Raw genomic sequence first — 20,342 nt, 5'->3', positions numbered from 1 at the left:
CGGCCTGCCTACCCCTCTTCGGCGTCCTGGTCGGCGGCTTCGTTGGCACGGTCGATCTCGGCCATGTGCTCCTCCGCCCAGGTCCGCAGCCCCGCAAGCGCGGCTTCCAGAGACAGCCCGAGTCCGGTGAGTCGGTAGAAGACCCGTGGCGGCACGGCCGGTTCGACCCGGCGCGACACCAGCCCGTCACGGGTCAGGCTTCGCAGCGTCACGGACAGCATCTTCTGCGAGACGCCGGGCATCCGGCGTCTCAGCTCCGCGAAGCGCACCTCGTCCGGTGCGGCATCGGCGAGCGTCTTGACGGCCATGGACGTCCACTTCGTACCGATGCGGTCCAGCAACTGCCGCGTCGGGCACCGAGGATCGAACAGATCGCCGCGCACCCCGCGACCGCCGGTCCGGGCTTCTTGGGTGGTCACCTGTGGCTCACCACCTTCCCTGAAAGTGCCGTCTGGGCAGCGGTCAGACGGTTACCTATCGTTCTGTGGTCACCAATGGTAACCATCCGGAAGGAGCCGTCATGCCCGCCACCACCGCACACCACCTGCGCCGCGTCGCGACGAACGGCGTCCAACTCAACGTCGCAATCGCCGGGGAGGGACCTGCGGTTCTCCTGCTGCACGGCTTCCCGCACACCTGGCAGCTCTGGAGCGGCATCATGGGCCGACTGGCCGGGCAGTACCGGGTCATCGCCCCGGACCTGCGAGGCTTCGGTGCCAGTACACGAGCCGTCGAGGGCTACGACGCAGGGACCCTCGCCACCGACGCCGAAGGGCTGCTCGACGCACTCGGCGAGCCCTCGGCCGCAGTGGTCGGCATCGACGCGGGCACCGCCCCCGCCGTCCTGCTCGCGCTGCGCCGCCCCGGCCTCGTCCGGCGCCTGGTCGTGATGGAGGCGCTGCTAGGCCGCCTGCCCGGAGCAGAACACGTCATGGCGGGCGGCGCCCCGTGGTGGTTCGGCTTCCACGCCGTCCCCGGCCTCGCCGAGACCGTCCTGGCCGGCAACGAAGCCCCGTACATCGACTGGTTCCTCGACTCGGGGACGCTCGGGCGAGGAGTACCCGACGACATCCGTGCGGCTTTCGTCCACGCGTACACCGGGAGCGATGCCCTGCGCTGCGCGTTCTCCTATTACCGGGCACTGCCCACCAGCGCGCAGCAGATACAGGACGCCGTCGCGACGGCTCGTCTGACGATGCCCACCATGACCGTCGGCTCTCACCCCGTCGGCACCGGGCTCGAACGCCAACTCCGTCCCATCGCTGATGACCTGGTCGGACACCATCTCCAGGACTGCGGCCACATCATCCCCCTCGACCGCCCCGACGCATTGTTCGCGCTTCTTGCTCCCTTCCTCTCCGCCGATCTGCCAAAGGCGGAGCGGGGCTGAAGGATCACGGTCGTCGGTTCAGGCGTTCGTCCCAGCGGTGAGTTGTCCAGGACCGGCGTATCAGGCTGCGCACGGTGATGATTGTGTCGGCGAGGTCGAAGGTGGCCGCCGGCGAAGTGCCGGGGCGGGTGTCGGCGTCGCTGTAGTCGTGGGCGCCCTGGAGGGTCTCGCGTTTCAGGGAGGCGTGGAAGCTTTCGCAGGCCGCGTTGTCGGCGCTGGTGCCGACCGCGCCCAGCGACCGTGTGACCCCGAGCTGGTCGCAGAGGCCGGCGAAGGCCCTGGAGCCGTACTGGGCTCCGTGGTCGGAGTGGAATACCGCGCCGTCCAGGCGGCCGCGGGTCGCGGCGGCCATCCGCAGTGCGTCGGTGACCAGGCAGGTGCGCATGGGGCTGGCGATGGACCAGCCGACGACGTTGCGGCTGAAGCAGCCCAGCCGGGTCGCGAGGTAGAGGAACTCTCCATGTTCCAGGGGGAGATAGGTGATGTCGCCCATGTATTTGCGCCCGGGCTCGGTGGCGGTGAAGTCCCGTTGGAACAGGTCCGGGACAGGTGTGGCTGCCGGGTCCGGTGTAGTAGCTGGACCGGTTCACGTCCAGGACCTCGCAGAGCCGCTTCACCTCGTAGGTGTTCCGGTGGTCGTCAACGAACTGGAAGCGACTCCTCACCAGTTCGACTCTCCGGCGAAATACTTGGCCGCCTTGCGGAGGATGTCCCCCTCGGTGGCGAGATTGCGCTCACTCGCCTCGCGTTCGGCCACCCTCGCCTCCAGCTGCCGGATCCGTTCGTCTGGAGCGTCGGACAGCACCGCCGTCCCCGATTGGACGTCCGGCTTTGCAGCCGTGGCGGTGACGCCGCGGCGTTCGCGGTCCCGCAGCACCCACTCACGCAGGGTCGCCCGGTTGACGCCCAGGTCAGCAGCGATGCTCTTGTAGATCGCCCCGGGTGTGGACTCGTACAGAGCCACGGCATCGGCCTTGAACTCGTCCGAGTAGTCCTTCATCGCCATCGGCGGTCTTCTCGCTTCCTCCGGATCAAGCAGATCCAGTATCAGCGTGTCCACCACTCAGGGGGAGGCCCCTACCTCGCCCCGGCCCTGTCCGGCCATCCTGTCTCCGTGGTGGCCGGATCAAACGGGTGCTCGGTGGCCGTTCGCCTCGCATCGGCCATCCCGGACCGGATCGAAAGACTGTTGCTGGCATGGCCCGCAACCGCAGGCGACCCCGCAGTGGACTCCCGCACCCGCATCGGCCTGACCGGCCTCGGCGCCTCCGACCAGATCATCCGGGCACTGCTGGACGGGCAGACCCTGCGAGGCGTCACCGACGCCGAACTGGCGACGCTCAAGATGCCGATCAGCGTGCTCCCCTCAGTCCCGGAGAACCCGATCCATCAACGACACACTGTCGATCGGTTCCGACGACTCCAGCCCGACAGCGACGAACTCCCCGGCTGCCCAGAGCCACCCCGTCCAGACTTCGGACCCCACCTGGCCCAGTTCCTGGCCTCGGTCACCAAGTTCACCGACCGCTGAGCTCCGACCCATTCGGAGGGTTCCCGTACCCGACTGCACCATTAAACGACCTGCGGGCCGACCGCGAGACCGGCAAGGCCATGGACGCCGACGACTTCGTCGTCCGCAACCTCGCCGACCAGATCACCGCGTTCACGAACGTCGCCGACACCATGCGCGACCGGCTCGGCAGCCTCCCCAAGGACGAACGCCAGGAAATCGAGGAAGCCAGCGCGGTCCTACGCAACGTCCGCGCAACCCGGGACCACAAGTTGCTGCCCCTGATCGCGACCCCGGAGGGAGACCCCGGATGCCTGCTGAGACGTCCGTGAAGCTCTCCAGGACGCCCGTAGAGGTCCTCAATGCCGCACGTCAGCGGGACAGCACCGAGAAACGCGGACGCGTCCTCAAGGCCGTCCAGGACATGCTCCGCGACAGCCGACGCATCACCTTCGCGATGGTCGCCCGCGAGGCAGGCGTCTCCAACTGGCTCGTCTATGCGCCCGGCCCGCGCGAACGCATCGACCAGGCGCGGGCTCGCCAGGCGGCCCAGGGCCACCAGGACCAGCAGAGCGGACGGAAGGTCTCCACTGCCAGCGAGCAGACCGGTCTGCTTCTCGCTCGCCAGGAGATCAAGCGGCTCCGAACCGAGAGCGGCCAGCTGCGGGAACAGGCCCGTATTTATCTCGGACAGCAGGTTCAACAGCTCGGCAACCACGACCTGGTCGACCGCGTCAACGAGCTCACCGAGGAGAACATGCGACTGTCCGCGGCGGAACGGCAAGCGACCACGGGAGTACGCGGAGCTCCGGCAGCGAGTCACCGGGTTGGAGGACGACCTCGCCGCCGCCCGCACCAGCCTCCGCCGCATGATCCGCAACGAGAACCGGCTTCAATCCAGCCCCTGGGACCTCGGCCGACAGCGGCCATGGAAATATGCCCCAGGCGGGGCGGTGCTGACCTCCTCGGACGAACCAGGCGAAGGGGTGCTCACATGGGGGACATATCGGAGGAGCGGCGTCGCATCCTGCAGTCGCCTCCGCCCGAGCTCGTTGCGGAGGCGGCTGCGAACCCGGGCGGGTCGGTTGCGGAGATCGATCCTGACCTCATCGGCGACCCCAACGGCTACGTCCCCGGGGAAGCCGTCCAGGGTGTCTGGCGGGTTGGCGAGGACGGGAAGCTGACTGGCGAGTTCGTGGAGAATCCGAACTACGGCCCGCCCAAGGACGACTTCGCCAAGCTCACAGATTCCGAGCACTGGCTGGACTGGCTCGATGAACAGCCCGCCGTCGCAGTGCGCGACTCCATCGCGCGGATCTTGGACGAACAGGTCCCGGGAGCGGTTCTGGAGTGGATCAAGGTCCTCGACGTTCCTCGCTACCTCACCGGAGGCCGCCCCCAACCGGACGATGAGCGCCACATGATCGTCACCCGGGCCGGCATCGCCCTGTCCTTCGCGCTCTCCGTGACCAGTCCCGGTGGCAAACGGGAGATCCTCCAGGGCGCGTTCACCTGGGTCGCCGTCAGACTCGACCAGCCCGACAAACGCAAGGACCAGGTGTGGCTCGACCTACGAGTTGACCTGGACTGGGCCGAGACGGAACTCCGCAACCGGATCTACCTCGTCGGCCAGGCCCCAGCCCCCGGCACCGCCACCTGAAACCCGCCACGTCCGGATCTTGGGCCTACACAACGTGCCTCACGTCCCTCAGACTGCTGCACAAGCTTGACCTGCAGAGACGTTGCGGCGACCCGAGATAAGCGAGCTTGGCGGCGCTGTGAAGAACGTCATCGCCCTGGCCGTCGGCATTGCCACCGGCAGGGGCCTGGGGTCCAACACTTCGGCGATGCTCATCACCCGCCGCGGCCTGGCCGAGACCACCCGCCTGGCCACCGCCCTGGGTGCCGGTCCCGCCACCCTCGCCGGCCTGTCCGGCCTCGGCGACCTGGTCGCCACCTGTACCTCGCCGCTGTCCCGCAACCGCACCTTCGGCTGGTACCCCGGCGACGGCCGGACCGTGGCACAGGCTGCTGCCGCCACCCGCACCACCGCCGAAGGCGTCAAGTCCGCTGAGGCGATCCTCGAACGCGCCAGCGTTCACAACGTCGAGATGCCATCACCGCCGTCGTCACCGCCGTCCTGCACCAGGGCATCAGCCTCGACGCGGCCGCGGCGCAGCTCATGCAGCGCCCCCCGAAGACCGAGCGCTGACCCCACCCCGCCCACCGCGGCGGCACCCCGCACCCTTCACCCCTGTCCTTATACGGACTACCGACGGAATGGGCTGCGTCGGGGGGACGACCCCCCGCCGCGAAGTCACCCGCACCTGATCCGTCGGCATTCCCCCAAGTACGCTCTCAAGGACTGGCGTGCCTGAGCGGCTTGTGAAAATGCGAGGGCGGGCGGCGACGGTCACAGGGCATTCGGCCACCGCGTCGGTCAGATCCACGTCGGCGTACCGCAGCCACACCATGGCTGGCTGCGTCCACCGCGTCCGCCGGAAGACCATATGCCGTCGGGCGCGGTCCCCGGGGCGGCGGGATGGTCCCGGGCGCGGGTTACTGTTTGAGCGCTGGGCCGGGCTGGGCCTGGAGCCAGTGCCGACCGTTGGGTGTCCAGCCGAGGAGTCGGCGTGCGCGGCCCTCGCTCGTGTCGCCGTCGGGGTCTAGGTCGCCGCCGGCGTGGACTAGGCGCAGGCCGGCTAGGACGGGCGCGAGGCGCGCGCGGGTGTGGTCGGGATACCGGGCGGTGTCCTCGTCGAACTGCGCGAGGGCGGTGTCCTGTTCGGCGGGGGCGGCCATGGACAGGTAGAACAGGGTCTGGCGCCAGGCGTAGGCCATGTCCTTGATGGTCGTCAGTGGCCGCGGGTTGCCGTGGATACGTGCGGCAAGGCGGCAGGTGGTGGCGAACGCGCTGCGGGCCAGCGCCGTCCAGCCGGATGGCGGGATCACCCCGACCGGTCCGGCGAGGAGGGCGAGGTTGTGGGTGGTGAGGATCTGGGACTGCTCGATCACCGCGCCGCCCTGGGCGACCGACAGCCACGTCGTGCTGTCGAGGCCGGCGCGTTCGTGGCACAGCGCCACGAATTGCGGAGCACCCCGGCGTCTCCCGCTCTGGGAGGCGGGTTCGTCGAGGCCGGCGACGGCCGCGTAGTCGATGCCGTAGTAGGCCGCGTACAGGGTGCCGTCGAGAAGCTCCGCCGCGACCCGGGCCGCGGCGGGGAACTTGGCAGTGAAGGTGCCCATGAAGATGTCCGCCGCGAGTTCCTCCGTCAGTGGCAGCGTGAGCCCCGCGGTCCGGGCGAGCGTGGCGAGCTGGCTCACCAGCGGGTTGGGCAGCACAGTGCCGGGCCAGGCGTGCAGGGCGAGTTCGCCGAGGTTGGCGAGGGTGCGTGCTGCCGTCGCGCGCACCGGATCGGTGGACCGGCGGTGCTCCTCGACGGCACGAACCCAGGGCAGTTCCTCGAAGCGGACCTGGTGCTGGAGGTCGACCAGGAGCAGCGAGCGCCGGTTGCGGAATGCCGCGTAGGAGGCAGCCATCAGGCGGCGCAGCCGGAGGTCGGGGTAGGCGGCGGCGCTCGTGGCCGCGACGAGCTGAGGCGTGAGGGCGGCCAGTACCTCAGCGGACGGCACGACACCGGCTGAGATGAGCGTCGGGACGTCGGCGGCCAGCGCCCGGTTCACCAGACGGGCGATGGGTTCGGGCACGCTGGCGCCGGTGGGCATACCAGTTGCCTCGTGCTCGGCGGAGGTGACCGGCGTGGTGAAGGTGAGGGCCTGCGGTGTGCCGGTGTCGGGCGGCAGGTCCGCGAGGCGCTCGATGACCAGTTGGGCGATGGCGTGGTGGGTCGGGCGGGCGGCGTCCGCGGCCTGGCGTGCCCGCAGTGCCGCATGCTCGGGGGTACCCGGTGCGCCGCGGCGGCGCACCATCGCGTCGACGGCGTGCTGCACCCTTCCGCGGCGCCGGGCATCCAGGTCGCGTCCGGCGACCAGGTCTTCCAGTGCGCTCCGAAGGACGAACACGTTCTCTTTCGGCCGGCGGTGCTTGCCGCAGCGGGTGTGTTCGGCAGCCAGTGCGTGGTAGCGCTCCAGCAGCGCGGCAGCGTGCTCCTTCCACTCCGGCTCGGGGGGTGTGGCCAGTACGCGGCCGTTGCGTACGGTCTTCAGCCAGTGGTCGAGCAGTTCGTCGGCGAAGGGGTTCCAGACCGCCAGCGCCTCGTTCATCGCCTCGACGCCGGTGTGCGGGCGCCGCTCCTGCAACCGTCGGCGCACCTCTGCGGACGTCCAGCGGAACACGACGCCGCTGTCGGATCGTGGCACGGCAGATACCGGGCGCGGTCGGAACCGCAGGCGGTCGGCGAACGGCTCCAGGACATCGAGGAGTTCCAGCGCGGCGGCGGTCTCCCCGCGACCGGCGAGCCAGGCAACGGTCAGCAGGGCGGCCTCTTCGGGGAGTTCGACGGCGTAACAGCCTGATTCCAGCAGGTCCGTCAACTCGGCGAGGCCCGGCGTGGTCAGGGCGTGCGCGAACAGGGCACGGCGCTCGGCCGGCAGACCCGCTCGATGCGCGGCATCAGTCTCGTGCGCAAGCAGCGGTCCACTCGCGGCCGGTGTGCCCGTGGCGAAGCCGCCACGGACCACCTGCGGGGTGACCCAAGCGGGCAAGCCGGCCACAGGAGTGCGCGACCCGACGGTAAGAGTGCCGTCGGCCATGCCCGCCAGGACCTTCCGCCAGCGGTCCACACGCTCCTCGGCACTGGCGCGCACCCGCCGGTCGTGATGGGTCAGGGCAGTGCTGAAGGCCCTGGCCAGCTCGCCCAGCGGGTAGGCCTGGTGAACTTCCGCTGCTCCCTGACTGGGCGCGGTCGCGTCATGGCCGTCGTTGCGGCCGGAGTCGTTCGTGTCCATAGCCAGCGTGGCGGGCTCTGCCCCCGCGCCCTCCGGGTTAAGAGCCCGGTGCTCTTCTGACTGAGCTACACGCCGCTGCGCCTTGCGAGACTACGGGCTCAGCACGTACCTGGCCAGCGGTTTCCCTGCCCCTGCCGGCCGAGCGCAGGAGTCTGAGGTTCGCCCTGTCGCTGCCCACCCATCGCGGGCGGGCAGCAGCCGGACCGCAACGGCTCCTCCCCACACCACAGCCCCGGTGAGCACTGCTGGCGCATGCCGTCAGTGTCTTGACCGCCGGCGCCCTCATCACGAGCGGAGCCCTGTTAGCTGGGCGAGACCCCTGCGGCCCGGGGTGGTGCCCCATCGTCGGTCGCGCGGGCCGTCGAAGGTGTCACGGGGACGCCTCAGGCTGCCGGCCGGCGCAGTCGAGGCCGAGCACGCCGGCCATCTGAGCGCGCGGGCCGTCGCAGCGCGCGGACGCCGCCGATGAAGCTGCCAGGGGGGAGGCCGCGATCGCGGCCGCGCTGGCTTACGGGGACAAGCTGCGGGGGCAGATCACCGAGGAGAGCGCCGCCTGGCTGCCTGACCACGACGTCGCGATGCTGCTGCGCGAACTCGTCCATCCGGCGTGTCGTCGCGCATCCGGCCCATGGCGGGGGCGCTGCGGCGGGTGCGGCCGTCGATGCACGGAGGCCGCCCGCCGGTCCGGTGCGACCCCGGGGCGCCCGCGCGCATCCGGCTTGCGGGCAGCGTGATTCCATCGGGGTGCCCGTCCTGCGGTTACCTCGGCGTTCTTCGGACCGTCACACCCTTGACGGAAATCGCACGAGGAAGGTGACACTATGACCGGAACGGGTGTCGGCGACGTGCTGGCGGGGGCCTTCGAGCAACAGCGCGGGCGCCTGGTGGCGGTGGCCTACCGGATGCTGGGGTCGCGTGCGGACGCCGAGGACGCGGTCCAGGAGGCGTGGCTGCGGCTGGGGCGTCAGGACCCGGACGCGATCGGCAACCTCGCCGGCTGGCTGACCACCGTGGTCGGCCGGGTCTGCATCGACGTGCTGCGCTCGCGCAAGGCCCGCCCTGAGGTGCCCTACGACGAGCAGCTGCCCGAGTTCGTGGTGGCGGAGGACGACGGCGCGCCGCCGGAGGAGGATGCGGTGCTCGCCGAGTCCGTCGGCCTGGCGCTGCTGGTGGTGCTGGACACTCTCCGTCCCGCCGAGCGGCTGGCGTTCGTGCTGCACGACATGTTCGCGGTGCCTTTCGACGAGATCGGCTTGATCCTTGGCAGGACCCCGGACGCGGCCAAGATGCTCGCCAGCCGGGCGCGCAGGAAGGTGCACGACGCCCACCGTCCCCCTGACGAGCGGCAGCAGCAGCGCGCGGTGGTCGATGCGTTTCTCGCGGCGGCGCGGAGCGGCGACTTCGAGGGGCTGCTGCGGGTGCTCGACCCCGAGGTGGTCTGGCGCTCGTACTCCGCGCACGGGGTCGTCGTCAGGCTGGGCGCGGCCGAGGTGGCCGCCCGTGCGCAGCGCGGGGTCCGCGCGGTGGTGACCGCGCGCCCGGTGCTGGTCAACGGGGATTCCGGGATCGTGGTGCGGGACGCGCACGGCAGGCTGCTCGGGGTGATGGCGTGCACGGTGGCCGGCGGCCGCATCGTCGGGATGCTGTCGGTGAGCGACCCTGGGCGGCTCGCCGCCATGGGCGTACCGGCCCGTCCCTGACGCGGCGGCCCGCGAGGTGTTACGTGTCGTGCGGCTGATTCGTCCAAGGGGGTGAGATCGCAACCCAGCGACGAAGGAGAGCGTCATGCAGCCTCGGATCGAGCCGTTCGGCACCGAGATCGGGCCGAAGTTCGCCCGGCACATCATCGCGGCGAGCAAGGCTGCGGCGGCGTCGGCGGTGCCCGCCGCGACCCTGGAGCTGGTGAACATCCGCGCCAGCCAGATCAACGGCTGCGGGGGCTGCCTGGACATGCACACCAAGGAGGCCGCGCGGGCCGGTGAGACGACGCTGCGGCTGAGCCTGGTCGCGGCCTGGCGGGACACCACGGTCTTCACCGGTGCGGAGCGAGCCGCGCTGGAATTGACCGAGCAGGGCACCCGTCTCGCCGACGGCGGCGGGGTTACCGACGAGGCGTGGGCAAAGGCAGCGGAACACTACGACGACGAGGCGCTCATGGCCCTGGTGTCGCAGATTGCCGTCATCAATGCCTTCAACCGGATGAACGTGATGACCCGGCAGCAGGGTGGCGGCTACGAGCCGGGGCAGCACATCTGACGGGGGCGGCGCCCTTCCGAGGCGCCGGCCCCCGGCTGCGGCGAGGCGGACAGCTGGTTCCGCCTCCCGTAGCCGGTACCTGCCGGGGGCCGGTGAGCCGTCACCGGCCGGGTATCAAGCGGATGCTCCGTGCACGGCGACCAGTTCGCATCCCGTAGAGCCAGAAGCTGACGCGTTCGGCGTGGCGGTGGGCGGATGCGGTGCAATCGTCGCCCAGGTACAGACCGACGGCGGGTGCCCGAGATCGCGGGCAGTGCACCGCTGGAACCATCTCGATCACCATGGTCGACTGGCCTGACGCTGTTCGCGACGGTGCGGCGCGCTGACGAGCCGGGGTGATCCCCGCAGTCGGCTTCGTGTTCGTCGCCGACGCGGCCTCGATCGTCAGTCGAGGCCTTCGATGATGCGGAAGTCGCGCTCGACGCCGTCAGCAAGTGCGGCCAGCGCCTCCTGGTAGGCCGCACTCGCATGTGCGGCGACCGCCTGTTCGAAGCTGTCGAACTCGATCAGGACGGTGCGCTCGGCGATTCCGGCGTCGTGTGCGACGACCCGGCCGCCGCGGGCGAGCAGCCGCCCGCCTGCGGCCTTGACGGCTGGACCAGCCAGCTTGTTGTAGGCAGCCAGCTTCTCGGGGTCCGCAATGGTGCGGTAGGCGCTGACCCAATAGCCCTTGGCCACGGTACCTCCTGTGTTCGGAATTGATGCTCAGAAGCATGCTCAGATCCATGGCCGGCGCGCTGTGGGTCAGCGAGCCGACGGAGACGGCGTCGACGTCGGACAGCTTCGATCCTCAGCTTCCGGTTCGGCTCGACCGGCCCAGGCCCGGCACACCGACTGGGGCTGTGATCGGATTGGTCTCGGGCGAGCGTCGACGGGCGAGGGCGAGGCCGGCCATCGTCGTGATCGCCATCGCGGCGACGCCGACCAGCGCCGCGGTCGTGTAGGCGTCGTTGTTCGGGAAGAGGCGGCCCGTGGCGGTGCCGGCGGCCAGGACCAGACCGCCGATGGCGCTGCCCAGGGAGTACCCGACGCTGCGGACGACGTAGTTGAAGCTCATGGCGCTCGACGTCTCGCTCTTGGGGGTGACGGCCAGGATGACGCCGGGCATGGCGGCCGAGAAGCTGCCGACGCCGAAGCCCAGCACGCCCATGGCCGCGAGCAGTTCGGCCAGGTTGGACCGGGCGGTGGCGAACAGGACGAACCCGCCGCCGACGATGGCGGCGCTGCCGGCCAGGAGCAGGGGGCCGTCGATCCGCATCCGGACCCGCGGCGTGAGCTTGCCGGCGACGAACCCCAGCACGGAGAACGGGATGAGGACCAGCCCCGCCACGAAGGTGGTCAGTCCGAAGCCGTAGCCGGCGCTGTGCGGCGTCTGCGCGTAGCGGGTGATGAGCGTGAGCAGGAGGTACATGCCGCTCCCGCCGACGAACATGGCGATGTTCGCCCCGGCGACCGCCGGGTGCCGTACCGCCCGGACGTCGACCAGGGGCGTCTTGGTTCGCAGTTCGGAAACGGTCCAGACGCAGAGCAGGAGTACGGCGGCGACGGCAAGGGTCACCGCCACGGCGAGGTGTCGGCTCCACAGGCTCCTCTCGCCGGCCAGGAACAGGACGAGGAGCAGTCCACCCGCCAGGACGAGCGCACCGGCCACGTTCACGTGAGCGGAGCGGCCTTCGGGAGCTGCGGGCATGGAGCGCCACGCGGTCACGAAAGCGATGGCGGTGACGAGCAGGCCGAGGCCGTAGGCGGCCCGCAGTCCGCCGAACTCGGCGAGCAGCGCGGCCAGCGGGTAGCCGACGCCGGCTCCGATGATGGAGACCACTGAGATCAGGGCGATCACGGCCGCGCTGCGCTCCTCGGGAAGATGGTCGCGGGCCACGCCCATCATCAGCGCCGTGAGACCGAGTCCGACGCCTTGGGCCGCTCTGCCCACGAGCAGCCAGGCGAACGGCAGCGGCAGCACGGTGAGCGCGCTGCCGACGACGACGATCGCCAGCGTGGCGAGAATCGTGGCCCGCCGGTGCGGACCGGCTCCGAGCCGGCCGAGGACGGGTGTGGCGACGGCGCCGCTGAGCAGGGCGATGGTCAGCGTCCACTGCGCGCTGTCGAGGGAGACGTGGAACGTGGTCGCCACGCTGGTGATGAGCGGCGTCCCGAGGCTGGCGACCGCCGCCACGACCAAGGCGATGAACATCAGGGCGGGGACCAGCAGACGTGCCTCGGAACGTACCAGGGCAGTGCTCATGGGCTGGTCATGAGCCTGGGCCGCGGTCACCGGTCCGACTCCTCACGGGCCTGGCTTTCGAGCTCCGCCAGATGCGCCAGTGCCGGAAGGGCTGCTGCCAAGGCCTCGACCTCGTCACCGGTGAGTTCGTCGATCAACCGCGCGTACGCGTCGACGCCCGCCTGGCGTCGCGTCCGGACGTACGACGCGCCGGCCTCGGTCAGGCACACCAGCGTGACCCGCTTGTCGGACGGATCGCCCTTCCGCTCGACCAGCCCGGATTCCTCCATCACCCGGACCAGGACGGTCATCGCGGGCTGGGTGACGCCCTCGGCCACCGCCAGATCGGTGATCCGTCGCGGGCCGGTCTTGTCCAGGGTGGCCAAGGTGGCGGCGGACGTCAGGCTCATGTCGCGGGGAAGGCGTCTCACGGCCCTGGTGGCCAGACCGTAGAGGGCTGACCCGATGGCATCGGAAGCGCCGTGCGCGGCGTCTTGGCGACTCATGCCTGAAGCATAGCAGCTTTATATGAATCCTTTATGTATCTTCCGATCAGGGTTCGGCGACACTTGACTTACAACGCCGTGGGCGGCCGGACCGCTGACGTGCTCGCCATTGCGAAGGGCTTCTTCGTCCTCGGCGAGGATCTCGACTGGTGGAGCCGGTGCTGATGGCGGAGGTGGCCGCGGACGTGTGCTGGATCCGGCGGGCCGGTAGCGGCATCCGGTGCGGTGGTTGCGACTGCGGACTGACGTGGCGCCGGGTGACGTGCCGTTGTTCGGTGCGGGCAACGAACCGGCTGCTGGCTGAGCGCATCGTTGCGGCAAGGGGGCGCCCGGCCGCCGGGGGGGTTGACGGCCGGGCGCTTGCCGGGCGGCAGCACCGCCAGTCCCCGAGGGGACGTTGACCCCCTTGGGGGCCAACAGTTCGCGTGCCCGCGATCGGGCCGGCCACACCTCGCGGCTGCGCGCGCAGGGTTCAGAGGGTGGCGGCGAGTACCGGATCTTCCTGGCCGGGCACGGTGGCCGGTGTCTGGTCGGCGAGCGAGGCGAGGTGGCGCTCGGTGTCGAGGGCGGCAGCGCAGCCGGTTCCGGTAGCGGTGATGGCCTGGCGGTAGGTGTGGTCGACGACGTCGCCGGCGGCCTCCTCGCCTCCACCGTCTTCGCCCCCGCCACCGCAGCACTCGCATCCCCCTGTCCTGGCGTGCCACCTACGGGTCCTCGCCGGTTTCCTGTTTACGGCCCGGCGCGGATTCCCGCGATGTCTGGCGGCCCTTGACCACGGCGAAGAGGCGCTGCCCGTCAGGGAGCGCGACGTCGGCCAGCGGCCCGTCGGTCTGCTGTTCGGTCGGTGACAAGGCCCTCAGTAGGACGCGGTGGGTGTGGGTGTTGTCGTTGTGGTGGGTGGTTGGTGGATGGTCCAGGTGGTGTTGCGTACGTCGATCACGGGGACGCCGGCTGTGTGTGCGGCGGTGATGCCGTCGTCGGTGTTCTCGAAGGCCAGGCAGTGGTGGGGTGCGGTGGCCAGTTTCGTGGTGGCCAGCAGGTAGGCGTCGGGGGCTGGTCTGAGGCGGGTGACGTGTTCGCGGGCGACGATGGTGGCGAAGAGGCCGGACAGGCCTGCGGCGGTGAGGCCGGCCCGTACGACCGCGCCGTCGTTGGCCGAGGCCACGGCCATGGGTATGGGCACGGACGCCAGATGGCGTGCGAGTGCTGTCACGCGGGCGACGGGACGGAGCAGGCCGGTGCGGGTGAGCCATTGTGCTCGGGCACTGCTGACGAACTCCTCGTCCGTGCAGGGCAGCGTCAGGTCCAGGTCGGCTTTCAGGCGGTCTCGTAGGGCGGTGAGGTCGGCCAGCGGCGCCTGGCGCAGCCAGGGTTCGGGGACGGTTAGGCCGAGGGAGGCCAGGGTGGCGCGGGCGGCGTCGGTGTTGATGGTGCTGGTGTCGACCAGGGTGCCGTCGAAGTCGAAGATGCAGGCAGCGGGCTGGGCGGCGGCCAGAAAGTCGCGGGTGCCGGCGGGCGGCTCGGTCACAACCCCTCCGCAGGTGGGTGTCGGGCGGCGGCCAGGGCGTCGCGCAGTCCTCGTGCGGCCAGGGCGTGGACCTGGGTGGCGGTGATCGTCAGGAGGGTGTTGCCGGTGGTGTCGTTGTCGGAGTCGAGGAGCGCTGCGCAGGCCCAGCCGCCGTCGGGGCGTTGAGCCGAGGCGAGGAAGTCCACGGCGGCGGGCAGGGCGGCCGCCTCGAAGGCGGGGTGCCCGCGCAGCGCTCGGACCATCAGCCCGGTGTCCCAGACCTGGCTGGTCAAAAAGCGCCACGTACCGTCCGGGTGCTGCGCGGCGAGCAGGCTGTCGCAGCGCCTGAGGGTCACCTGATGGCCGGGCGCCACGATCCGCAGCGCGAGATGCACTATGCCCGTGACCAGGGGCATCCCGAAGAACGACCCGTCCGGACCCTGCGCCAGCTCCAGCTCGGGCAGGGTGGATGCGGGCACGGGCAGGCGAAGCGCGGAGCAGGCGATGGCCTCGAAGGCGAGCAGTATCGATCGCTGCCACGGTTTGATCCCGTGTCCGCGGTCTGCCCCCAGCACGGCCCGGGTCCGCTCCAACAGGCGGCGGGCGTCCGCGCCGGAAGCGCCGGTCGCGCACGCCAGTGCGTCGAGGTACAGCACCCGCCGCGCATGGGGCCCGTCCTGGGATGGCGCAGCGGGGAAGGCTGCAGGTGCAGGCGCACGGTGCAGCTCGGCCACCCACCGGTCGGCTGCAGCGGTGAATGCGTCGTGCTGCTGCGGACGAGCCCCTCCAGCCAGTACAACACCCGCTCGCGCGCCGCCCGGGCCTGCTCCATCCTCTTCAGGGAACAGGCCACGACGGCGTTCTCGAGGATCCGCGGCTGCGCCGGGCTGCACCATTCTCCGCCGCCGGCCTGGGTCTCGACAGCGAACTCACCGCGCGCCCCAGAGCATGTGCAGCCCCGTCGACGGCCCCATCCCACTGCCCCGGCCCTGGAACACCGCGCCCGCCTGGCGGAGCAACCGCAAGGGTGCCAACTCGTTCTTCATGACTGCCGTCATCCAAGATCACGTCGTGCACCACGCCAGGCTGCCCCGAGGGCCGCCCACGGAAACGGCCCGGCAGGCGGCCACACCCGTACCGGTGAAGGCCACCACCATGCTGACCCCGCCGGGGCTGGCTGCGGAGGAGGGACCGGCTGGCACCCCCGCGACCCGGCCGCGGCTACGCAACCGCGCGCAGCGGCCGGTCAGGTCGGCACGTCGGGCAGGGTGCGGCGTCGTCGCGATCGAGGGTGGCGCGTGCCTGGGCGGTGCTGGCGGGGCGGGCGAGGTCGCGGGCCGCGTTGCAGTTGCCGCGGTGGACGATGCGGGCCGGGCCGTGCTGGGGTCCGGAGTACATCCTCTCTTCGACCTTCCAGGCCGGGGTGATGCCGGGCCGCTCGGTGGGCACCTGGTCGTAGGGCTGGCCGTCGATCGGTTCGCACAGGGCCGCAGGGGCGCGGAAGTCGACCGCGGCGGGCAGGACCCGGAGCCGGCCCCGTTCGCTGCCTTGGCTGGGCAGGTGGATCTGCAGGTCGTACCACCAAGAGTTATCGGGTTCCCTGCGGCGGCTTTTCACCACCGCGAGCAGGTGCTGCCCGTCCGGGAGGGTCACGTCGACCAGTGGCCCGTCGGCCTGCGGCAGCGCTGCCGGCTGCGGGGGCTGTTCTGGGACCTGGCCGTCGCTCACCCCTCCACCTTAGTTCGATTCTCTGTTCGATTCCACGAGTGGAACGCGGCGCCCCACTGCGCCCGGCTGGTGTCCCGTGCCACCGGGCCTTGACCGCGTGCCATCGAACTTTGACGAACGCGGGTTTGTGTCATCGAAGTTTGATCGCGCAGGTCGGAGGATCGGGCGGGCGATGTCTTGTCAGTACAGGGCTGTGTCGAAGGTCGTGCGGTTGGCCGAGGTGTAGGCGTGCTCACGCTCGGACCACCGGATGCGACCTGTGATGTCGCGGTCGTCGGCGACGCGCGGGGACGGGTGCGCGAGGTGGCTGCGCCACCACAGGGCGTTGCGGGTCTGGCGGTCGAGCGCGGCATCGACGAGGCGGGAGCGGGAGGCGGCGTCGAGCCCGTATGCGTCGGCGAGGACGCGTACCTGTGCGGCTTGGACGGTGGCGGTCGGTGCGTCGGGTTTGGAGGAGATGCACCAGGTCCATGCCATGTAGCCGAGGTCTTCGAGGGGATCTCCGGGGGCGGCGGTGTCGAAGTCGATGAAGGCGACCGGGACGTCGTCAGCGAAGACTGTGTTGTTCGGCCCCGGGTCGTGGTGGCAGACCACGGGATGCCGACCAGCCAGGCGGCTGCGGCGGGTGGCGTCGTGGAAGGCGCTGAGCAGGGAGCCGGCGGCGGCCACCTGGAGGTCGGTCCAGCGCTGGAAGCGGGCGGGCACCCGGCCGGGGAGGTAGCTGAGGATCTCGCGACCGGCCGTGTCGAATCCAAGGTGACGCGGAGCGCCGGTGAAGCCCTGCCGGTGGAGGTCACCAAGCAGCTCGGCGACGAACACCGACGACGCGGTGACCGGTCGCCGGACGGTGCGGCCGACCCTGACCACGCCGGGGGTGATGCGTCCGCCGGACAACGGCACTTCGTTCTCCATGGCTACATCCTCATGCCCTGTTCGTGCACCGAGCGCTCAGCCGACCCGGACAGCCGGGTGGTAGCGCTCAACCAGCAGATCGCTGAGATGGACAAGCTCATCGGCGCCCGATTCCGCGAGCACGGCCACACCGAGATCCGCGCAAGCCTGCCGGGCCTGGGCTGGGCACCATCCTCGGGGCCGGGTTTCTGGCCGCCACCGGCGGCGACATGGACGCCTTCGGAACCCCCCGACCGGCTCGCCGGCTTCGGCGGCGTCGCATCCGCAGCCCGCGACTCAGGCAAGATCAGCGGCAATCTCCACCGGCCGCAACCGACAACCGACGCCTCCAACGGGTGCTCTACACCTCCGCCCTGATCAGCATCCGCGGCTGCGAGGAATCACGGTGCTTCTACGGCCGCAAACGCGCCGAAGGCAAACGCCACGCCCGGGCCGTCCCGTCCTGGCCCGCCGCCACGTCAACATCATCTGGCACTCCTCCGCGACCAACGCTGCTACGAGCTCATACCGCCGGAGCCACCTGCAGCGTGACGGATCTGACCTGCTGCCGGTCTCCCAGTCCAGCGAGAACACGGTCGACTGCGTGCCACGATTACGGAAGGATCCCCTGATCGGCGTCCATAGCGAGGAGCCCAGTGATCACTCAAGGAGTGAAGGTCGCGGCACGATGCGAAGGTTGCGGCGGCGTGCTCATACGCGACGTAGGCCAGTACATCGATCACGGGAAGTTGTGGTGGGGCACCGAAGCAGCATGTGGGACCTGCCCGATCGGGTGGTGTGAGCAGGACACAGGCGGAGCAACTCCCGAGGGGATCCGGAACGCCCTGCTCGCGGAGCATGGCCCCGCTCGGCTTCGACTTGCAGACAACGAACCGAATCTCGTCCCGGTCCTGCGAGTCCTGCGCGAGGTCCTCCACCTGTCCCTGCATCAGGCACGCGCAGCGGCCGCCACACTCAAAGAGACGGGCATGGTCGGCACCCTGGTCGAGATGGAGTTCCTCGCCGCCGGACTGCAAGGCCGATCAGTCGCTACGACGATCGAGACGCGTGAAACGCGGGCTGGCTGAACCCCTTGCGTCTGACCGAACGGCTTGACAACCACCTGAGGAATCACTGGCACCGGACGGCCGCAGTTACCCTTGCCCGGAGTCGCCGCGATCTGACTGTGCGTCATTGAACCTTGGGGGACACGAGTTGGTGTCATCGAATGCTGATCGCGCTGGCCAGGATCTGGCAGAACCTCGGCGGTATGACCGAGGCAGCTCACACCTCGCCGATGAATCCGGGATCGTCCGGGCCCATCCGCTTGGCAAAATCAACTGCCACCCCGAGGACCTCGCGCATTGGCACCGCCCGTCGACTGGTGGCAGCGAGATCTGCATGGGCCTCCTTGGACCACAGGAACGGATAGACCGTGATCCCCTGCGAGGGAACCAGGGCCGCGGCTTCCTCGCGCCAACCGGGCCATCGCAGCCCGTCATAGAACGTCTCCAGGCGGCCCGAGAGCAGCCAGGAAACCCATGCGGAGTGCCCCATCTCCAACGCTTCCCACGCGAGCGTGTCCGGAGCGAAGTAGGTCATCTGCCCGGGTGCCCCTGGGCGGCCCACCGCCGCAGGATCATGACCGTTCAGCGTGAAGACCCCACCCACGACGTCGTGGCCGACGACGAGACCAGCCGCTGGATGCCAAGCGGGATCGAAGGCCGCGGGAAATCCGTTGACCTGCCCCATGCTCGGGAGACTTCCGCCAACTGCTGAGCCTCCGCCGAACACGCGCACCCACCCGTCGTCCACGAGCAATCCGCCAGTGTTCAGCACGAGAGCACCAAGCGTCGACCGCGCGGTGACCTGCATCTGCAAGAGGCATCGACGCCCCTCGTCGCCGTCGGTGCGAAGCACCTGCGCAGGCACGGAACTCGCAGTGAGCTCACCCTGAAGCTGGGGCCACGCCGGATCGTCCACCTCGGTCAGTTCGTCGATCTCTCGCATCCCAGGATGATCGCATTAACCCCCTTGCCCTCGACCGCCAGGCCAGTCCCAAGAGCCTCGAAGGACTCGGCGCCAGAGCGCGCCCGCGTCGTGGTCAAAGTTCCCTACAGGTGCATGCCGCAATACAGGCGTCGTCGTGGCCCGGCGTCGCGGGCGAGTTCGGCGAGGCGTCCGAGGAAGTCGGCCGGGAGCCCTGGGTCCTGCCCGCCACCGTCTTCCGTATGGGTCCATGCGGTGGCGGTTTCCAGCAGGCGCTCCGGGGTAGCCGCTGCGAGAGCGTCACGGAGGGTGTCCGTAAGCGAGACGAGCCAGGGCCCGTCGTGTTCGGGGTCGTTGAGCAGTTCGCAGAAGCGGGGGTCAGCTTCCACTTGCTCCTTGGAGACTCCTGTCAGGTGGGCTTCGACGGTGAGGAGGAGCAGATAGGGGTCTGCCCCTTTGAGGCCGGTTGTGCCGAATGGGTCGCCCATGCAGTCGTCTTCGAACAGCGCAAGGGCTTGCGTGTCGTCGATGGCCGCGTAGTAGTCGTAGATGTTTCCCATGTCTGGATCGTGTCAGCCCGGGGCGGCGTCGTTCAGGGGATCTGTCGGGTCGGATCAGGTGATGTCGAGGGTCGTCAGGGGTCGGGTGGCAGCTCGGCTGTGTTTACGCAGGCGGGCGGCGATGTTGTCGTAGCCTGTGAGGCGGAGGGCGTCGATGGCCAGGTTGCGCAGCGTGGCCATGGCCCGGGGTGCGGTCCCGGTGCGCACACGCGAGGCGTCCTCGGTGAAGGTGGTGTGGCGCACGTGGCGGATCTTGTTCTCGATGCCCCGGTGTTCGCGCACGTGGTGGGCGATCTCGGGAGCGTCGGCCTGGTGGGCGGCAAGGTCGGTGACCGCGTAGACGCGTTCCAGGGTGACCTTGTCGGTGTTGACGGTCCGGCGGCGGCGCACGAGCTGCACGGCCTGAGCAGCGTGGGGGAAGTCCAGGCCGCGGGTGGCAGTGGCGGTCTTGACCCGGCGGATCTCGTCGCGGCCGTGCGCGGTGGCGCGGGTCTTGTCCACTCTAGGCCGTGTGTCGAAAGTGGATCTTGGGGCCGTGAATGATCACGGTTCATGGGTTGGGGAGATCTCACGGACGAGCAATGGGCGGTGCTGGAACCGCTGTTGCCGAAGGGTGCCAGGGCGGGGCGGCCACCCGTCTGGCCACGGCGGCAGCTGATCGAGGGCTTACGATTCCGTGTCCGGACCGGAGTTCCGTGGCGGGACATCCGCGTCGAGTACGGACTGCCTTGGTGAACACATGTCGCATGAGGGTCCTCTACTCGTTCCTGGGTGTCGTGCTCATCACGACTGGCTACAATGTGTATTCAATCAGTAACTAGAAGTGATCAGGTTGATCTCGGTGTCCGAGTCGCCGGGGACGTTCGTCCTCGC

The 20,342-nt window shown here is 69.9% G+C and carries 19 protein-coding genes, 1 tRNA gene and 7 pseudogenes; 9 read left to right on the top strand and 18 right to left on the bottom strand.

Translation table 11 applies throughout. The features are described 5' to 3' along the window. Window positions 1-8 precede the first annotated feature (8 nt). Window positions 9-419 carry a winged helix-turn-helix transcriptional regulator gene (locus NFU81_RS14150; protein ID WP_251489519.1) on the bottom strand — a complete coding sequence of 137 codons (411 nt, stop codon included), beginning with the start codon at window positions 417-419 and terminating at the stop codon, window positions 9-11. A 101-nt stretch (window positions 420-520) separates the two neighbouring features. Between NFU81_RS14150 and NFU81_RS14145 the strand changes: the two genes are divergently transcribed. Then, on the top strand, window positions 521-1,390 hold the full coding sequence (locus NFU81_RS14145) for an alpha/beta fold hydrolase (RefSeq protein ID WP_251489517.1): 870 nt from the start codon (window positions 521-523) through the stop codon (window positions 1,388-1,390). Between the two features lie 4 nt (window positions 1,391-1,394). Here the strand turns inward: NFU81_RS14145 and NFU81_RS41295 are convergent. The 3 pseudogenes from NFU81_RS41295 to NFU81_RS41285 form a co-directional block, all read right to left on the bottom strand. Beyond that, a pseudogene (locus NFU81_RS41295) lies at window positions 1,395-1,958 on the bottom strand (DDE-type integrase/transposase/recombinase); the annotation flags it as partial. A 10-nt stretch (window positions 1,959-1,968) separates the two neighbouring features. Then, window positions 1,969-2,126: pseudogene (locus tag NFU81_RS41290) on the bottom strand (IS3-like element ISRhosp5 family transposase); the annotation flags it as partial. 30 nt (window positions 2,127-2,156) lie between these two features. Continuing rightward, window positions 2,157-2,390, bottom strand: a pseudogene (locus NFU81_RS41285) (transposase); the annotation flags it as partial. 225 nt (window positions 2,391-2,615) lie between these two features. Here NFU81_RS41285 and NFU81_RS14130 point away from each other — a divergent pair. The 4 genes and pseudogenes from NFU81_RS14130 to NFU81_RS14115 form a co-directional block, all read left to right on the top strand. After that, window positions 2,616-2,921: a hypothetical protein gene (locus NFU81_RS14130; RefSeq protein WP_251489515.1), complete on the top strand. Its 306-nt coding sequence runs from the start codon at window positions 2,616-2,618 to the stop codon at window positions 2,919-2,921. A gap of 80 nt (window positions 2,922-3,001) precedes the next feature. After that, entirely contained in the window at window positions 3,002-3,232 is a 231-nt protein-coding gene (locus NFU81_RS14125) for a hypothetical protein (protein WP_251489513.1), read from the top strand. Continuing rightward, window positions 3,229-4,560 (top strand): DUF6262 family protein, encoded by a 1,332-nt coding sequence (locus tag NFU81_RS14120; RefSeq protein WP_251489511.1) that lies wholly within the window; start codon window positions 3,229-3,231, stop codon window positions 4,558-4,560. The genes NFU81_RS14125 and NFU81_RS14120 overlap by 4 nt, the downstream gene beginning before the upstream one ends. Window positions 4,561-4,663: 103 nt before the next feature. After that, window positions 4,664-5,112 (top strand): annotated as a pseudogene (locus tag NFU81_RS14115) (NAD(P)H-dependent glycerol-3-phosphate dehydrogenase); the annotation flags it as partial. A gap of 347 nt (window positions 5,113-5,459) precedes the next feature. Here the strand turns inward: NFU81_RS14115 and NFU81_RS14110 are convergent. After that, window positions 5,460-7,808 (bottom strand): hypothetical protein, encoded by a 2,349-nt coding sequence (locus NFU81_RS14110; RefSeq protein ID WP_251489510.1) that lies wholly within the window; start codon window positions 7,806-7,808, stop codon window positions 5,460-5,462. A 2-nt stretch (window positions 7,809-7,810) separates the two neighbouring features. Beyond that, window positions 7,811-7,883: transfer RNA gene (locus NFU81_RS14105), tRNA-Lys, on the bottom strand. Between the two features lie 746 nt (window positions 7,884-8,629). Between NFU81_RS14105 and NFU81_RS14100 the strand changes: the two genes are divergently transcribed. Then, window positions 8,630-9,508, top strand: a complete 879-nt coding sequence (locus NFU81_RS14100; RefSeq protein ID WP_251489507.1) for a sigma-70 family RNA polymerase sigma factor — start codon at window positions 8,630-8,632, stop codon at window positions 9,506-9,508. A gap of 85 nt (window positions 9,509-9,593) precedes the next feature. Continuing rightward, window positions 9,594-10,064 carry a carboxymuconolactone decarboxylase family protein gene (locus NFU81_RS14095; RefSeq protein WP_251489505.1) on the top strand — a complete coding sequence of 157 codons (471 nt, stop codon included), beginning with the start codon at window positions 9,594-9,596 and terminating at the stop codon, window positions 10,062-10,064. A gap of 384 nt (window positions 10,065-10,448) precedes the next feature. On the opposite strand, the gene NFU81_RS14090 is transcribed toward NFU81_RS14095, so the two are convergent. The 9 genes and pseudogenes from NFU81_RS14090 to NFU81_RS14050 form a co-directional block, all read right to left on the bottom strand. Beyond that, window positions 10,449-10,742, bottom strand: coding sequence for a DUF1330 domain-containing protein (locus tag NFU81_RS14090; RefSeq protein ID WP_251489503.1), 294 nt, complete (start codon window positions 10,740-10,742; stop codon window positions 10,449-10,451). Window positions 10,743-10,854: 112 nt separating this feature from the next. Beyond that, entirely contained in the window at window positions 10,855-12,309 is a 1,455-nt protein-coding gene (locus NFU81_RS14085) for an MFS transporter (protein WP_251489501.1), read from the bottom strand. 26 nt (window positions 12,310-12,335) lie between these two features. Continuing rightward, complete coding sequence (locus NFU81_RS14080) at window positions 12,336-12,794, bottom strand: MarR family winged helix-turn-helix transcriptional regulator (RefSeq protein WP_251489499.1); 459 nt, start codon at window positions 12,792-12,794, stop codon at window positions 12,336-12,338. Window positions 12,795-13,266: 472 nt separating this feature from the next. Further along, window positions 13,267-13,440: pseudogene (locus tag NFU81_RS14075) on the bottom strand (thioredoxin-disulfide reductase); the annotation flags it as partial. Window positions 13,441-13,498: 58 nt separating this feature from the next. Then, on the bottom strand, window positions 13,499-13,645 hold the full coding sequence (locus NFU81_RS14070; protein ID WP_251489497.1) for a hypothetical protein: 147 nt from the start codon (window positions 13,643-13,645) through the stop codon (window positions 13,499-13,501). Between the two features lie 5 nt (window positions 13,646-13,650). Continuing rightward, on the bottom strand, window positions 13,651-14,322 hold the full coding sequence (locus tag NFU81_RS14065) for an HAD family hydrolase (protein WP_251489495.1): 672 nt from the start codon (window positions 14,320-14,322) through the stop codon (window positions 13,651-13,653). Next, window positions 14,319-14,957, bottom strand: coding sequence for a hypothetical protein (locus tag NFU81_RS14060; RefSeq protein ID WP_251489493.1), 639 nt, complete (start codon window positions 14,955-14,957; stop codon window positions 14,319-14,321). Before NFU81_RS14060 ends, NFU81_RS14065 begins: the two co-directional genes overlap by 4 nt. A gap of 565 nt (window positions 14,958-15,522) precedes the next feature. Next, window positions 15,523-16,029 carry a DUF6233 domain-containing protein gene (locus tag NFU81_RS14055; protein WP_251489491.1) on the bottom strand — a complete coding sequence of 169 codons (507 nt, stop codon included), beginning with the start codon at window positions 16,027-16,029 and terminating at the stop codon, window positions 15,523-15,525. A gap of 180 nt (window positions 16,030-16,209) precedes the next feature. Then, window positions 16,210-16,941: a phosphotransferase family protein gene (locus tag NFU81_RS14050; RefSeq protein WP_251489490.1), complete on the bottom strand. Its 732-nt coding sequence runs from the start codon at window positions 16,939-16,941 to the stop codon at window positions 16,210-16,212. Window positions 16,942-16,998: 57 nt separating this feature from the next. On the opposite strand from NFU81_RS14050, the pseudogene NFU81_RS14045 reads away from it, so the two are divergent. Continuing rightward, window positions 16,999-17,472 (top strand): annotated as a pseudogene (locus NFU81_RS14045) (transposase); the annotation flags it as partial. 732 nt (window positions 17,473-18,204) lie between these two features. Here the strand turns inward: NFU81_RS14045 and NFU81_RS14040 are convergent. The 3 genes from NFU81_RS14040 to NFU81_RS14030 all read right to left on the bottom strand — a co-directional run bounded on the left by NFU81_RS14040 (window position 18,205) and on the right by NFU81_RS14030 (window position 19,970). Continuing rightward, the gene (locus NFU81_RS14040; protein ID WP_251489489.1) at window positions 18,205-18,930 is read right to left on the bottom strand and encodes a DUF2625 family protein; all 726 of its coding nucleotides are present in this window, start codon (window positions 18,928-18,930) and stop codon (window positions 18,205-18,207) included. 104 nt (window positions 18,931-19,034) lie between these two features. Beyond that, window positions 19,035-19,469, bottom strand: a complete 435-nt coding sequence (locus NFU81_RS14035) for a hypothetical protein (protein WP_251489487.1) — start codon at window positions 19,467-19,469, stop codon at window positions 19,035-19,037. A gap of 54 nt (window positions 19,470-19,523) precedes the next feature. Further along, the gene (locus tag NFU81_RS14030) at window positions 19,524-19,970 is read right to left on the bottom strand and encodes a hypothetical protein (protein ID WP_251489485.1); all 447 of its coding nucleotides are present in this window, start codon (window positions 19,968-19,970) and stop codon (window positions 19,524-19,526) included. Window positions 19,971-20,021: 51 nt separating this feature from the next. Here NFU81_RS14030 and NFU81_RS14025 point away from each other — a divergent pair. After that, a pseudogene (locus NFU81_RS14025) lies at window positions 20,022-20,201 on the top strand (transposase); the annotation flags it as partial. Between the last annotated feature and the right edge of the window lie 141 nt (window positions 20,202-20,342).

Source organism: Actinacidiphila cocklensis (assembly GCF_907177275.1).
Taxonomy (GTDB): Bacteria; Actinomycetota; Actinomycetes; order Streptomycetales; family Streptomycetaceae; genus Actinacidiphila; species Actinacidiphila cocklensis.
Note: the sequence above shows the minus strand (reverse complement) of the source record. Positions and strands in the feature narration are given on the sequence as shown.

What these genes read in the sequence shown, in the direction of transcription:
- NFU81_RS14145 (WP_251489517.1), top strand. Translation starts at nt 521, where the DNA reads ATGCCCGCCACCACCGCACACCACCTGCGCCGCGTCGCGACGAACGGC.
- NFU81_RS14080 (WP_251489499.1), bottom strand. Translation starts at nt 12,794, where the DNA reads ATGAGTCGCCAAGACGCCGCGCACGGCGCTTCCGATGCCATCGGGTCA.
- NFU81_RS14035 (WP_251489487.1), bottom strand. Translation starts at nt 19,469, where the DNA reads ATGGGAAACATCTACGACTACTACGCGGCCATCGACGACACGCAAGCC.
- NFU81_RS14110 (WP_251489510.1), bottom strand. Translation starts at nt 7,808, where the DNA reads ATGGACACGAACGACTCCGGCCGCAACGACGGCCATGACGCGACCGCG.
- NFU81_RS14125 (WP_251489513.1), top strand. Translation starts at nt 3,002, where the DNA reads ATGGACGCCGACGACTTCGTCGTCCGCAACCTCGCCGACCAGATCACC.
- NFU81_RS14040 (WP_251489489.1), bottom strand. Translation starts at nt 18,930, where the DNA reads ATGCGAGAGATCGACGAACTGACCGAGGTGGACGATCCGGCGTGGCCC.
- NFU81_RS14100 (WP_251489507.1), top strand. Translation starts at nt 8,630, where the DNA reads ATGACCGGAACGGGTGTCGGCGACGTGCTGGCGGGGGCCTTCGAGCAA.
- NFU81_RS14085 (WP_251489501.1), bottom strand. Translation starts at nt 12,309, where the DNA reads ATGAGCACTGCCCTGGTACGTTCCGAGGCACGTCTGCTGGTCCCCGCC.
- NFU81_RS14050 (WP_251489490.1), bottom strand. Translation starts at nt 16,941, where the DNA reads ATGGAGAACGAAGTGCCGTTGTCCGGCGGACGCATCACCCCCGGCGTG.
- NFU81_RS14095 (WP_251489505.1), top strand. Translation starts at nt 9,594, where the DNA reads ATGCAGCCTCGGATCGAGCCGTTCGGCACCGAGATCGGGCCGAAGTTC.